The sequence below is a fragment of the Shinella sp. 20P9.1.1 genome (assembly GCF_057798995.1).
The window spans coordinates 119,555-132,028 of record NZ_JBYOLC010000012.1; the positions used below are offsets into that span (position 1 = coordinate 119,555).

At 63.3% G+C, this 12,474-nt stretch carries 15 protein-coding genes and 1 pseudogene; 7 read left to right on the forward strand and 9 right to left on the reverse strand.

The features are described 5' to 3' along the window. The first annotated feature begins 34 nt into the window (after positions 1-34). On the forward strand, positions 35-2,071 hold the full coding sequence (locus AC27VQ_RS20190; RefSeq protein ID WP_488717697.1) for a caspase family protein: 2,037 nt from the start codon (positions 35-37) through the stop codon (positions 2,069-2,071). Between the two features lie 82 nt (positions 2,072-2,153). Here the strand turns inward: AC27VQ_RS20190 and AC27VQ_RS20195 are convergent, their stop codons facing one another. From AC27VQ_RS20195 to AC27VQ_RS20215, 5 genes and pseudogenes are all read right to left on the reverse strand, one after another. Beyond that, positions 2,154-4,247, reverse strand: coding sequence for a S9 family peptidase (locus AC27VQ_RS20195; RefSeq protein ID WP_488717698.1), 2,094 nt, complete (start codon positions 4,245-4,247; stop codon positions 2,154-2,156). Between the two features lie 61 nt (positions 4,248-4,308). Continuing rightward, positions 4,309-4,764, reverse strand: a complete 456-nt coding sequence (locus tag AC27VQ_RS20200; RefSeq protein WP_488717699.1) for a DUF6691 family protein — start codon at positions 4,762-4,764, stop codon at positions 4,309-4,311. Next, positions 4,761-5,167 (reverse strand): annotated as a pseudogene (locus AC27VQ_RS20205) (YeeE/YedE family protein). The gene AC27VQ_RS20200 and the pseudogene AC27VQ_RS20205 overlap by 4 nt, the downstream one beginning before the upstream one ends. Then, positions 5,164-5,457 (reverse strand): sulfite-sensing transcriptional repressor BigR, encoded by a 294-nt coding sequence (gene bigR / locus AC27VQ_RS20210; protein ID WP_488717700.1) that lies wholly within the window; start codon positions 5,455-5,457, stop codon positions 5,164-5,166. The pseudogene AC27VQ_RS20205 and the gene bigR overlap by 4 nt, the downstream one beginning before the upstream one ends. Positions 5,458-5,553: 96 nt before the next feature. Continuing rightward, positions 5,554-6,681, reverse strand: a complete 1,128-nt coding sequence (locus tag AC27VQ_RS20215) for an AI-2E family transporter (RefSeq protein WP_488717701.1) — start codon at positions 6,679-6,681, stop codon at positions 5,554-5,556. A 149-nt stretch (positions 6,682-6,830) separates the two neighbouring features. Between AC27VQ_RS20215 and AC27VQ_RS20220 the strand changes: the two genes are divergently transcribed. Beyond that, a complete protein-coding gene (locus AC27VQ_RS20220; protein WP_117369061.1) occupies positions 6,831-7,256 on the forward strand; it encodes a DUF930 domain-containing protein in 426 nt (141 codons plus the stop codon). Positions 7,257-7,439: 183 nt separating this feature from the next. Here the strand turns inward: AC27VQ_RS20220 and AC27VQ_RS20225 are convergent, their stop codons facing one another. Continuing rightward, a complete protein-coding gene (locus AC27VQ_RS20225) occupies positions 7,440-7,724 on the reverse strand; it encodes a GIY-YIG nuclease family protein (protein ID WP_488717702.1) in 285 nt (94 codons plus the stop codon). Between the two features lie 156 nt (positions 7,725-7,880). Next, positions 7,881-8,747 (reverse strand): VOC family protein, encoded by an 867-nt coding sequence (locus tag AC27VQ_RS20230; protein ID WP_488717760.1) that lies wholly within the window; start codon positions 8,745-8,747, stop codon positions 7,881-7,883. A 303-nt stretch (positions 8,748-9,050) separates the two neighbouring features. On the opposite strand from AC27VQ_RS20230, the gene AC27VQ_RS20235 reads away from it, so the two are divergent. Both AC27VQ_RS20235 and trhA read left to right on the forward strand, forming a co-directional pair. Further along, positions 9,051-9,374 carry a TraR/DksA family transcriptional regulator gene (locus AC27VQ_RS20235; RefSeq protein ID WP_488717703.1) on the forward strand — a complete coding sequence of 108 codons (324 nt, stop codon included), beginning with the start codon at positions 9,051-9,053 and terminating at the stop codon, positions 9,372-9,374. Between the two features lie 101 nt (positions 9,375-9,475). Beyond that, complete coding sequence (trhA, locus tag AC27VQ_RS20240) at positions 9,476-10,141, forward strand: PAQR family membrane homeostasis protein TrhA (protein WP_313531723.1); 666 nt, start codon at positions 9,476-9,478, stop codon at positions 10,139-10,141. A gap of 4 nt (positions 10,142-10,145) precedes the next feature. Here the strand turns inward: trhA and AC27VQ_RS20245 are convergent, their stop codons facing one another. Then, a complete protein-coding gene (locus AC27VQ_RS20245) occupies positions 10,146-10,679 on the reverse strand; it encodes a hypothetical protein (RefSeq protein WP_488717704.1) in 534 nt (177 codons plus the stop codon). 100 nt (positions 10,680-10,779) lie between these two features. Here AC27VQ_RS20245 and AC27VQ_RS20250 point away from each other — a divergent pair, with 100 nt between their 5' ends. Further along, entirely contained in the window at positions 10,780-11,280 is a 501-nt protein-coding gene (locus AC27VQ_RS20250) for a GNAT family N-acetyltransferase (RefSeq protein WP_421592925.1), read from the forward strand. A 12-nt stretch (positions 11,281-11,292) separates the two neighbouring features. Here AC27VQ_RS20250 and msrB read toward each other — a convergent pair whose 3' ends face one another. Continuing rightward, positions 11,293-11,700 (reverse strand): peptide-methionine (R)-S-oxide reductase MsrB, encoded by a 408-nt coding sequence (gene msrB / locus AC27VQ_RS20255; protein ID WP_488717705.1) that lies wholly within the window; start codon positions 11,698-11,700, stop codon positions 11,293-11,295. Positions 11,701-11,819: 119 nt separating this feature from the next. Here msrB and AC27VQ_RS20260 point away from each other — a divergent pair, with 119 nt between their 5' ends. Beyond that, positions 11,820-12,071 (forward strand): type II toxin-antitoxin system VapB family antitoxin, encoded by a 252-nt coding sequence (locus tag AC27VQ_RS20260; protein WP_117369711.1) that lies wholly within the window; start codon positions 11,820-11,822, stop codon positions 12,069-12,071. Next, positions 12,068-12,463 carry a type II toxin-antitoxin system VapC family toxin gene (locus AC27VQ_RS20265; protein ID WP_421592927.1) on the forward strand — a complete coding sequence of 132 codons (396 nt, stop codon included), beginning with the start codon at positions 12,068-12,070 and terminating at the stop codon, positions 12,461-12,463. Before AC27VQ_RS20260 ends, AC27VQ_RS20265 begins: the two co-directional genes overlap by 4 nt. Positions 12,464-12,474 lie beyond the last annotated feature (11 nt).

The window sequence follows — 12,474 nt, forward strand, 5'->3', positions numbered from 1 at the left end:
GGCGCACCATGTCGTTTCCCGGAGGGAGGATAACGTGCAGCGCAGTGTTTATCGCATGATTTCGGCACTCGCCGGTTGTCTTCTTCTCCTCGCTGCCCCGGCAGCCTTCGCGGCAGAGCGTTATGCGCTCCTCATCGGCAATGCCGAATACGAGGATGCCGAGCCGCTGGACAATCCGCTGAACGATATCGACCTCGTCGGCGAGGCGCTGGAGCGGGCGGATTTCGACGTCACCCGCGTCACCGATGCCGATAATCTCGCCATGCTCTCGGCGCTCAACAATTTCACGCGCCGCGCGGAGAAGGCTGAGGACCCGGTGCTCTTCGTCTATTTCTCCGGCTATGCCGTGCAGCTCGACGGCGACAATTTCCTGCTGCCGACCGATGCCTCCGGCCGCACCTTGACGGGGCTTCGGAACCGCTCGCTGCCCGTCTCCCAGGTCAGCGATGCGCTGCGCGAGATCGGCAAGGGCCTGAAGGTCGTGCTGTTCGACGCCGCCCATGAAAACCCGTTCCTGACGCTGCGCGACATCCCCGAGGGTCTCGCCGAGCCGAAGAGCGGCACCGGCATCCACTATGCCTACGCCTCCGCGCCTGGCACGAGCTACGATTACGAGGGCACGCCGATCAGCCCCTTCGCCTCGGCTTTCGTCGACGCCATCAGCATTCCCGGCATCGCGCTGGAGGATGCCTTCCGCAAGGTCGGCGAGATCGTCAAGGAGCGCAGCAAGGGCAAGCAGCAAATCTGGCAGAGCGATGCCGATTACGGCAAGTTCGCGCTGAGCCCCAAGGACGAGAAGGTCGACGAGGCCGAGATCGCCTTCTACGAATTCGCCGCGCTCTCCGACAATCGCGAGGCCTATGACCGCTATCTCAGCCGCTACCCGCAGGGCATCTTCTCGTATATCGCGCAGCGCAAGATCGACCTGCTCGGCAAGCGTTTCGAGAGCACGCACGAAGACACCGGCAATCTGCCCTACCTGACCTTCTCCAACGACCAGCACGATCCCTGCGGCCGCTTCTCCTTCAACGACAGCGACCGGCGGCTCGGCGATCTCTACAAGGACGGCCAACTCGTTCTCGTCGATTTCCGCTTCTGGGCGCCGCCGGAAGGCTGCGACACCATTTCCTACTTCACGACGGTCTATTCGCATGAGCGGCTGCGCAACATCATCACCTCGGCCGGCATTCCCGAGCGTCGGATCTATGTCGCGACGCAGGATGACCTGAGCCCGAGCGAGGAACGGTCGATCTACGACTATTTCGACGAGGATCGCCATGGTTACGCGCAGTCGCTGATGTTCCGCGCGATCAACGACGAGCGCCGCCACGGCTTCGGCGTCGCGGTGAAGACACCTGACGACAATGCCCGCGAATATGTCGACGAGATCGACTGCGGCGACGGCTGCCTGCGCTTCCGCGGCCTGATGCGCCTGCGCGACAACAGCGTGCGCTCGCTGGAAGATTACGAGCTGGAATTCGTCGACGTGCGCCGCCTCGGCTATTTCGACCGCTACCGCGATCTGCTGCGCGATTTCCCGGTCGACGAGCATGCCTCCAGCGATCATTCCAACCAGTCGAGCCACGAGACGAAAAGCGACGCCTATGCCGACAACGGCAGCAGCACGAGCCACGACGACGGTTACGGTTCGGATGCCGATCCCTACCGCGCGTCGCGCTCGGTCGGCGGCTGGGATATCGTCGCCGATTTCGGCAGCGACCGCCGCTTCGTGAACTGCCGCGCCACCCGCCGCGGCGATGGCGACCGCACGGCGGCGTTCCGCTGGTACGACGACGGCCACGTGACCTTCGGCTTCCAGGACACGGCCTATGATTATGCCGACAGCTATGCGAGCGATGCGAAATACTGGATCGACGACGGCAAGGGCTACGATGTCAGCGGCAAGGCCTATGGCCGCCAGGAGATCGCCTACGATCTCGGCAGCGACCGCTCGGTCATCGAGGCCCTGAAACGCGGCAGCCGCCTGCGCATTGGCGATATCAGCACCAGCCTCAAGGGCTCCACCGCCATGCTGAACGACCTGCAGGCCTGCGTCGGAGCCTTCCGCTGATCCCAGTCAGGACACGACCCCCTGACTGGAAACTCGAAGGCCGGCGCGAACGTGGCGCCGGCCTTTCTTTTGCTTTTCAAATTTACATCTTCCCCGCCACCTTGATCGCAAACGCGTATTCGAAGGCGATCTCCTCCAGGCGCTGGAAGCGGCCGGAAGCGCCGCCGTGGCCGGCGCCCATGTTGGTCTTGAGGAGGATCGGCTCGGTGCCCGTCGTATTCTCACGCAGCTTCGCCACCCATTTTGTCGGTTCCCAATAGGTGACGCGCGGGTCGGTCAAGCCGGACAGAGCGAGGATGGCGGGGTAGGACTTGGCCTCGACATTGTCATAGGGCGAATAGCTCGCCATCAGCTGGTAGAAATCCTTGCTGTCGATGGGGTTGCCCCATTCCGGCCATTCTGGCGGGGTGAGCGGCAGCGTGTCGTCGAGCATGGTGTTCAGCACATCGACGAAGGGCACGGCGGCGATGATGCCGCCGAACTTTTCCGGCGCCATGTTGGCGATCGCTCCCATCAGCATGCCGCCGGCCGAGCCGCCCTCGGCGACGATGTTGACGTAGGACGTGAACTTCTCCTGATTCAGATAGTCGGCCGCGGCGATGAAGTCCTTGAAGGTGTTGGTCTTCTTGTCCATCTTGCCGTCTTCGTACCAGGCGAAGCCCTTGTCCTTGCCGCCGCGGATATGGGCGATGGCATAGACGAAGCCGCGGTCGACCAGCGACAGGCAATTGGTGTTGAAGGACGCCGGAATGGTGATGCCATAGGCGCCGTAGCCATAGAGCAGGCAGGGCGCGGAGCCGTCGAGCGGGGTGTCTTTGCGATAAAGCAGCGTGACGGGAACGGTCTCGCCGTCCCAGGCCGGCGCGAAGACGCGGCGGGTGACGTAGTCGTCGGGGTTGTGGCCTGAGGGTACTTCCTGCGTTTTGAGAAGCGTGCGCTCGCGCGTCGCCATGTTGTAGTCGAAGAGCTGTGAGGGCGTCGTCATCGAGGAATAGGAGAAGCGGATGACGTCGGTGTCGTATTCCGCAGCACCCGACAGGCCGAGCGAATAGGCTTCCTCGGCAAAGGCAATGGCATGTTCCTCGCCGCTCTTGCGGTCGCGCACGATGATGCGCGGCAGGCCCTCGTGGCGCTCCAGCCAAACGAGATGGCGGGCGAAGGCCATGTGGTTGAGGATGAGCGTGCCGGCGCGGTGCGGCACGACATCCACCCAGTTCTCGCGGCCGGGCGCCGTCACCGGCGTCTGCATGATCTTGAAGTCCTTGGCGCCATCGGCATTGGTCAGGATGTAGAAGACGTCGCCGCCCTCCGTCATCGAATATTCAAGGCCCGTCTGGCGCGGCGCGACGAGAACCGGGGTGGCCGTGAGATCCTTGGTCGAGAGCAGGCGGTATTCGCTCGTCTCGTGGTCGTGGATGTCGATATAGATGAAATCGTCGATCAGCGAGCCGCCGACCGATAGGAAGAAGCCCGCATCCTTCTCCTCATAGACCAGCCGGTCGTTTTCCTGGCGCTCGCCGAGGATGTGATGGAAGATCTTCGACGGGCGATGGTTCTCATCGAGCGCGGTATAGAAGAAGCTTTTCGCATCCGGCGCCCAAACGCCGTCGCCGCCGGTGTTGACGAGCGTGTCGTGGCGATCCTCGCCGGTCGCGAGATCGCGCACCTTCAGCGTGAAATATTCCGAGCCCTTGTCGTCATAGCCCCAGATGCCGATGGAATGATCAGTGGAATGGTCGATGCCGGAAAGGCGGAAGTAATCCTTGCCTTCGGCTTCCTTGTCGCCGTCGAGCAGAATGACGCGTTCGCCGCCGTCGCGCGGCTCGCGGAAATAGCGCGGCTGCTCGCCGCCGGTCACATAGGCGGTGCCATAGGCGAATGGGCCGTCCTTGACCGGCACGGAGCTGTCGTCCTCCTTGATGCGGCCGCGCATCTCGGCAAACAGCGCCTTCTGCAGCGCGTCCGTGTCGGCCATCGCCGCGTTCATATAGGCGTTTTCGGCCTCCAGATGCGTGCGGATTTCCGGCTGGAGGATCGAGGGATCCTTGAACATCGCCTGCCAGTTGTCGTCGCGGAACCAGGCATAGTCGTCGGTGCGGGTGATGCCGTGACGGGTATCCGTCATCGGCTTCTTGGCGGCGACGGGGGCGGTGGGCAGGGTCTTGAAGACGGGCAAGATGTCACTCCGGGGAAAATGCTAGGCGGGACACCAGAGATAGAGAGCCCCGCCGCTCGCATCAAGCCGGAAGCTTGCCATCATCTTGCGCGCGAGGCGCGAAAAGGCGGTCGTGCACGATCATGCCTGTGAGCATGAAGGCGACGAAGAGCAACGGCTCGAGGCGGCCGAGCGACAACGCCGCCACGGCCGGGCCGGGGCAGAAGCCGCCGATGCCCCAGCCGATGCCGAAAAGCGCGGAGCCGAGCACCAGCCGCCGGTCGATCACGCGGTTCTCCGGCAGATGGAACCGGTCGTCGAAGGCCGGGCGCTTGAAGCGAGCGATCAGCCGCAGGCCGAGAAACATCACGCCGACGGCGCCGCCGAGCACGAAGGCGAGGCTCGGATCCCATGCACCCGTCACATCGAGAAAGCCCTGCACGCGGGCGGGATTGAGCATGCCGGACAAAGCAAGGCCGAGGCCGAAGAGGGCGCCCGAGACGAGGGCGGCGAGCATTTGCGGGACAGAGCGGGTCACAGGCCGAACCCTCGCAGGATTGTCACGGCGAGAGCGCCGGCGACGAGAAAACTCGCAACGGCGGCAAAGGCGCGGGGCGATAGCCGGGCGAGGCCGACGACGCCGTGGCCGCTGGTGCAGCCCGAGCCCATGCGCGTGCCGAAGCCGACGAGCAGGCCGGCAAGGGCGATGAGCGGCAGCGGCGTGGTGACGGTCAGCGCCGGCCATCCGCCGGCAAAGGCGCGGTAGAGCAGGGGCCGGCGAGCAGACCGGTGACGAAACTCGCATTGATCGCGATGTTCGCGCCCTGCGCCAGGCGACCGAGAATGCCGCTGATGCCGGCGACGCGGCCGTTGAGGGCGAGCAGCAGAAAGGCGGACAGGCCGATCAGCATGCCGCCGAAGAGCGAGGGAAGATAGGTCATGCCGTGGCGGGCTCCGCGCAGAAAATGCCATGCAGGGCGGCGACGAGTTGGGCGGCCTTCTCCCCGGTCAGGCGGTAAAAGATCTGCTTGCCGTCGCGTCGCGTTTCGACGATGCCGGCCTCGCGCAGCACGTTGAGCTGCTGCGACAGGCTGGGCTGGTGCAGGCCAAGCACCGTTTCCAGCGCCCCGACGGAAAATTCGCCTTCGACGAGCGTGCAGACCAGCATGAGCCGGGCAGGGTGGGCGAGCGTCTTCAGCAGGCCGGCGACTTCGGCCGCTTGTGCTGCCATCGCTTCCGCGGTTCTTGGTTCAGGGGTAGGCAAGGGTGGCTCCGGCACGAACATTATACATTTTCATATAATGTATAATGTTCGTGCGCAAGCCCCTCAGCCCGGCAGAGTGCGCTTCGCCTTGCGCTTGGCGGGGCGCAGTTCGTCGGCGATGGTCATGCCGATGATGGAAAGCGGCAGCGCCAGCATGGCGCCGGCGGCACCCCACATCCAGGTCCAGAAGATGATGGCGGTGAAGATGATGAAGGCATTGACCTCCAGCCTTTTGCCCATCACGGCCGGCATGACGAGGTTTTCCATCGCGAGGTGCACGATGAAGAAGGCGAGCGCCGGCAGGAGGCCCATCATGACGGTCTCGTGCGTCAGCAGGCCGGCGGTGGCGAGCGCGATCGTCATCAGCGTCACGCCGAGGAACGGCACGAAGCTGGAGAGGAAGGCAAACAGCCCCCAAAGCGCCGGCATGGCGAGCCCGCCGCCCCAGGTGATGAGCGTGGTGACGACGCCAAGCCCGCAATAGACCAGGGCGGCGGTGGCGAAATAATAGCCGAGCGCGCTGTCAATGGCATTCATGATGCGGATGGTGGTGAGCCGCTGGCCGCGGCGCGGAAAGGCCATGATGATCATCTGGCGCAGCTTCAGGCGGGCCGAGAGAAAGAGCACGAGCGCGGCGAAGAAGATCATGCCCTGCAACAGCGCCGGCGTCAGGCTGGACGAGACGATGCCCAGGATGCTGCCGGTGTTTTCCAGCACTTTTTCCATCGACATCTGCCCCGACTGGAAGGTCTCGGGGTGAATGCTGAGCCAGCCGAGGCGCGAGAACATCGGCGTGATGCGATCATAGGCGCCACGCACCAGATCCGGCGCATTGGAGGCGAGCTGGGCGATGGGATCGGCAAGCACGCCCGCGATCAGGAAAAGACCGAAGCCGAAGGCACCGGCCAGAAGCAGGGCTGTCGGCAACGGCGGAATGCCGAACTCGGTGAGTTTCTCCGCGGCCACCCCGAAGATGAGGCCGGTGACGACGGCAAGACAGAGCGGAATGAGGATCGGCGCCATCAGGTAGACGATGCCCATGCTCATGATGAAGAAGATGCCGATGATCGCCCAGTCCGCGGCGATGCCGAGGCCCGGACGCCGCGGCGCATCCTCCACAAGCCCTTTCTCGATGTCGATGCCGCCTCTCAGAAGACGCCGCTCGGACGGTTTTGCCGACATGTCATGCATGATGATCCCCAATTCTCGCCCCAATTCCCGCGGTGAACGCGTGATGATGAGGGAAGTTCCATCAGCATGTGCCGTTGAAACCGCAGGTGGGTTGCGGGGTGTCTTCAAATCGACATATTGCGCGTTAACCCCGAATTAAGACGTCGGAAATGACGGCAAGAAGAGGAGCCACACCTTTGAAACGGCAGCTAACCGGGCTTTTGACCGCCTTCTGCGCCTTGACGCTGGCAACACCCGCCTTCTCCATCGATGCCCGCATCCGCGGCCAGCTGGAGAAACTGGCCCCGGACGAGCGGCTGGAGCAGCGCTGCGACATGGAGGCGATGGACAAGATCGGCGCAGCCAGGGACGGCTTTCGTCCCGACAAGGTAATCGCTTACGCCTTCGGCGATCCCAAGCTCGACGGCACCACCTTCAAGACGAAGGGCGCGGTTTTCCGCAGCAAGGGCGAATGGTACCGCCTGTCCTACAAATGCGAAGCCAGCCCCGACCGCCTGGAGGTCAACGCCTTCAAGTACAAGATCGGCGACCAGGTGCCGCACGAGGACTGGGCGGCGCACTATTTGTATGATTGAGCGGGATTTGTAAGATTGAGCGAATGGGCGCAGTGCGCCGGTAGATGGAGCGTTCTAAGCTCCAGCCTCTTGTCAGCCTCAGCTTTCTGTGAGCCTCTGCTATAGACGGATGGCCCGTGCGCGCCTTCCTCTCCTTCGTCATCCTCGGGCTTGACCCGAGGATCCACGCGACACGGCACACCCTCACCAAAGCTCCGGATACAGGTCCCGCCACTCGGGATTGATCGTCTTGATGAGATCGATCTTCCACTGCCGATACCAGCGCTTCAACGACTTCTCCCGCTGGATGGCGGTGCCAATGCTGTCGTGCTCCTCGTACCAGACGAGGCGCGTGCAGCCATAGGCCGAGGTAAAGCCCTTCGTCACGCTTTCCCGATGCTCGTAGATACGCCGCTCCAGATCGGAGGTTACCCCGATGTAGAGCGTGCCGTGCTTTTGGTTAGTGACGATATTGACGTATCCCGCCATGCGCGCAGAGTGCGTGGCGTGGATCCTCGGGTCAAGCCCGAGGATGACGGAGGAGGGTGGGGCTGCGTCACGCGTGAGCCCACGGATATCACCTCTTGCCCAACAACGTCGCCAAATGAAAACGGCGCTTTTTCACGCGCCGTTCCTGCTTAAACTTTATGCCGAAAGCTTCAGCCCGATCCCCCAGGGATCGATCAGCGAAACCGTGTCGCCCGAGCGGGTGGTGGGCAGTGCAAGCTCGTCCAGCTTGGCGACGGCGGCGTCTAGCTTGGCCTTGTCGTTGAAGCGGATCGTGTAGTCGGCAAGGCCGGTCATGCCGGTCTGGCGCTTGGGTTGACCGCGGGAATTCCAGACATTGGCCGCCACATGGTGGTGATACTTGCCGGTGGCGAAGAAGCTCGCGCCCGGATAGCTCGTCATGATGTCGAGGCCGAGCACGCCGTTGAAGAAGGCGTTGGCTTCCGGAATGTCGGAGACCTGCAGGTGGATATGGCCGATGACGGTGCCGTTCTCCTGATGCGTCCAGCCGTCCTTCGGGGCCTCGTCGTAAAGCGCCTGCAAATCGAACCGGTTCGTTGCCATCTTCACGGTGCCATCGGGCACATAGCTCCATTCCGAGCGGTCACGGTCGCGATAAATCTCGATGCCGTTGCCCTCGGGATCGTCAAGATAGATCGCCTCGCTGACGAGGTGATCGGACGCGCCGGTGAGCTGGACATTGTTGTGTGCGGCATGCGCCAGCCAGCGGCCGAGCTCCTTGCGGTTGGGCACGAGGAAGGCGGTGTGGAAGAGGCCGGGCGCATTGCGCGGCGCGCGGGCGGCATTGCTGCCCGTCGTCAGCGTCAGGAGCGGCCGGCCGGCGACGCCGAGCGTCTCGCCGGAGGCCGAGGTGTCGAGAACCGTCAGGCCCATGACCTTCTGGTAGAAGGCCGAGGTCGTCGGCAGGTCGACCACCGTCAGGTGCGAGTGATCGACGAAAGCCGGCATGTCGACGGCGTGGGTCTTGGTCGTTGCATCGGTCATAGAGGCGGTCTCCGCGTGCGTGGGGCCGGCCTTGGCGACGGCGATGCCGGCGGCGGCTGCGCCGAGGAACGTGCGTCTGTCGAGGTCCGTCATGATATCCATCCTGTAATCGGTTTCCCTCGGAAACCGCTGTGTTGGGGTGAATATGGCGGAAGCGCCGCGTTCACGAAAGAGGACGTTTCGGCGATTTACTGTCAACGCAGTGTTGACGATGCGCGCCCGCAGGCTTGATTCCGATCAATGCCGTTTGACAATGCCGATGCCATTTTCCGGGCAGGCTTTCCAACAAGGGAGACGGCAATCGTGACGGACCTGGCTGACTACAAGGACATTCTTCTCACCCGCAAGCGCGAGCTCCACCACCGCCTGAACAGGATCGAAACCGATCTGGATACGCTGAAAAGCGGCGACAGCGCCGACCGCGCCATCGAGCGCGAGAACGACGAGGTGCTGGAGGAGTTCGGCTCGACGGGTCTCAAGGAACTGAAGGCCATCGAAGCCGCCCTCGACCGCGTCGCTGCCGGCACCTTCGGCACCTGCGCCAAATGCGGCAATCCCATCGCGCCGGCGCGTCTTGCCGCCGTGCCGCATGCCGCCCTTTGTGAGGAATGTATCGCGCAGGCGTAAAGAACGGCAACCTTTCGTGATCCGCCGACGGCGCCGAAGGCCTTGTTTCAGAACGCCAAACACGCCACCATGGCCCGACGGACAAAACACGGAAGGCCAGCGTGGAAATCAAGGGCGTCAAGTGGACCTATGACCGGTCGGAAGTGATCGCCGATGGCATCGTGCATGGCGTCGGCGTGGTTTTCGCGTTGATCGGCGTCACCGCGCTGATCTTTTACGCCACGGTATGGGCGACGAGCGGGCAGCTCGCCGCGGCCTGGGTCTATGGCGTCGGCCTCGTCGTGGCGCTCGCCACCTCCTTCGCCTACAATCTCTGGCCGGCCTCGAAGGTGAAGTGGCACCTGCGCCGCTTCGACCATTCGGCGATCTTCGTTCTGATCGCCGCCACCTACACGCCCTTCCTGCAACGCGGCATGGACGATCCGCTGCTTGCCGGCATGCTGGTCTTCATCTGGGTGATGGCGGCGGCGGGCGTGGCGCTGAAATTCCTGTTTCCCGGCCGCTATGACCGGCTGGCTATCCTCATCTATCTCGCCATGGGCTGGAGCGGCGTCTTTGCCGCCGGCCCGCTCGCCACGCATCTGCCGATCGCCACGCTGGTGCTGATCGTCGCGGGCGGCGTGCTCTATTCGGTCGGCGTGATCTTCCATGTCTGGGAGAAGCTACGCTTCCAGAACGCCATCTGGCACGGCTTCGTCGTGGCCGCCGCCGCCGTGCACTATTCCGCCGTCGTTACCAGCGTGGTGATGGCCGGGCCCGGCGCTTGAGCATTTATTGCGCGGCGGGTGCCGCGTCCTGCGCCGTGGTGCAGCCTTCCGCCGGGTGCAGCGATTTCACCAGCTTGCCGACGAAGGGCGAGATTTCCGCTTTCATCGACACCGGATATTCCAGCACGAAGGATGCCACGGCGTCGTCACAGAGCCGGATGGTGCGGTGATAGAGGATGCGGTCGCCGCGCGTGCCCGAAAGGCTCGCCCAGCCCGCCTTCTGCCGGTCGTAGCTCAAATCCCAGCCTTCCTGCTTGTAGGTCGCGCGCCGGTCGGCGACGTCAAGCTCGAAGGGGCCGGCCGCAAGGTAGTGGCCCCAGACGGCCAGCGTCGCGCCACCATTGGCATAGGTGCGACCGTCGCCGTTGTCGGCTTCGCTCGACAGCGCAAAACCCGGCGGGATCTCCACGGCATAGCCGAAGCGGCCGTTGACATAGGGCTCCCAGCCGGCCGCGAAGGCGAGGGTCGGAAGGAGGACAAGGAAAACGGAAAAAAGCAAACGCTGCACGAAAAAACCCTTGAATGCCTGTGCTTTCATGACGGCTCAGCGCCGCGGTTTCATCGACCATGACAACACATGACTGGACAGGTTTCCCGCTCCTCCTGTAAGCGAAGGCAAACAAGTGGGGGGAACCACCATGGACATAACGATACGCGACGCCGTGGAAGCGGACCTCCCCGGCATTCTCGACATCTACAACGATGCCGTTGCCAATACCACGGCGATCTGGAACGAGGCGGTGGTCGATCTCGACAACCGCAAGGCCTGGTTTGCGGCCCGCCGCGAGCGCGGTTTTCCCATCCTCGTCGCGGTGCGTGGCAAGCAGGTGATCGGCTACGCCTCCTATGGCGACTGGCGCGCCTTCGACGGGTTTCGCCACACGGTGGAGCACTCCGTCTATGTGCGCGGCGACGTGCGCCGCACCGGCAGCGGCCGCAAGCTGATGAAGGCGCTCATCGAGCGTGCCACCTTCAACGGCATCCATGTCATGGTCGGCTGTATCGAGGCGGAAAACGCCGCCTCGATCAAACTGCACGAGCAGATGGGCTTTCGCATGGTCGGCCGCTTCAGCGAAGTCGGCATCAAGTTCGGCCGCTGGCTGGATTTGGCCTGCATGGAGCTGAAGCTCTCCAAGTAACGAGCCTGACGATCAGTCCGGGTCGAAGCTCAGCGCCACGCCGTTCATGCAATAGCGCAGGCCCGTCGGCGGCAAGCCGTCCGGAAAGACGTGACCGAGATGGGCATCGCAATCCGTGCAGCGGATTTCGGTGCGCGTCATGCCGTAGGAATGGTCCGAATGGTCCGTCACGGCGCTCGGCGCGATGGGCTGGTAGAAGCTCGGCCAGCCGGTGCCGGAATTGAACTTCGTCTCCGACCGATAAAGCGGCGCGTTGCAGCAGATGCAACGGTAGGTGCCCTTCTTGGAAAGATCGAAATCCGGGCTGGAAAAGGCGCGCTCCGTGCCGTGTTCGCGCGTGATGCGGAACTGTTCCGGCGTCAGTATCGCCCGCCACTCTTCCTTGGTCTTGTTGACCTTCAACGTCGTCGTGTCGCTCATGACGTCCTCCTGTTGGACCATAGATAGGATGCGGGGCGGGGGAAGACAATCGGCTCTGCGCGGCTTGAAAGCGCCTCGGTTTCCTCCTATCCTCCATATTGATGCAAAAGGAGGAAGTCATGCCTTTAAACATCAAGGACAATGAGGCCCACATCCTTGCCCGCAAGCTCGCGGAGGCGACGGGCGAGAGCCTGACCCAGGCCGTCAAGGTCTCCCTTGAAGAGCGGCTGGCGCGCATTCAGGTTGCCAATGCGCCACGCCTTGCCGATCTGTTGGACCGGATCGCCCTCGACTGTGCAAGCCTGCCCGTTCTTGATCCGCGCTCGCCGGAAGACATCATCGGCTATGACGAAAACGGCTTGCCGCGATGATCGCGCTGGACACGTCGGCGCTCGTCGCCATCCTCACGGACGAACCGGAGCGGCGTGCCTTCAATGAAGCCATCGAAGGCACCGCCGAACGGATCATGAGCGCGGCGAGCCTGCTGGAAACCAAGATGGTGCTGTTCGCCCGTTACGGCAGCGGCGGCGTGAACGCGCTCGATGCTTTTCTGCTGCGGGCAAATATCCGGATCGAGGCTGTTACGGCGGCACAGGCCGAGATCGCCTTCGATGCTTTCCGCCGTTTCGGTCGCGGCACCGGTCATGCCGCACATTTGAACTATGGTGATTGCTTTTCCTATGCATTGGCGCGTGAAAACGCCGCGCCCTTGCTGTTCAAGGGTGGTGATTTCGGTTTGACCGACGTAGAAAAGGCGCTCTGAATTCTTGCAAG

Coding starts and splice junctions, on each gene's coding strand:
- AC27VQ_RS20250 (WP_421592925.1), top strand. CDS start 10,780: ATGGACATAACGATACGCGACGCCGTGGAAGCGGACCTCCCCGGCATT.
- AC27VQ_RS20260 (WP_117369711.1), top strand. CDS start 11,820: ATGCCTTTAAACATCAAGGACAATGAGGCCCACATCCTTGCCCGCAAG.
- AC27VQ_RS20225 (WP_488717702.1), bottom strand. CDS start 7,724: ATGGCGGGATACGTCAATATCGTCACTAACCAAAAGCACGGCACGCTC.
- msrB (WP_488717705.1), bottom strand. CDS start 11,700: ATGAGCGACACGACGACGTTGAAGGTCAACAAGACCAAGGAAGAGTGG.
- AC27VQ_RS20220 (WP_117369061.1), top strand. CDS start 6,831: ATGACGGCAAGAAGAGGAGCCACACCTTTGAAACGGCAGCTAACCGGG.
- AC27VQ_RS20230 (WP_488717760.1), bottom strand. CDS start 8,747: ATGACCGATGCAACGACCAAGACCCACGCCGTCGACATGCCGGCTTTC.
- AC27VQ_RS20265 (WP_421592927.1), top strand. CDS start 12,068: ATGATCGCGCTGGACACGTCGGCGCTCGTCGCCATCCTCACGGACGAA.
- AC27VQ_RS20215 (WP_488717701.1), bottom strand. CDS start 6,681: ATGCATGACATGTCGGCAAAACCGTCCGAGCGGCGTCTTCTGAGAGGC.
- AC27VQ_RS20245 (WP_488717704.1), bottom strand. CDS start 10,679: ATGAAAGCACAGGCATTCAAGGGTTTTTTCGTGCAGCGTTTGCTTTTT.
- bigR (WP_488717700.1), bottom strand. CDS start 5,457: ATGGCAGCACAAGCGGCCGAAGTCGCCGGCCTGCTGAAGACGCTCGCC.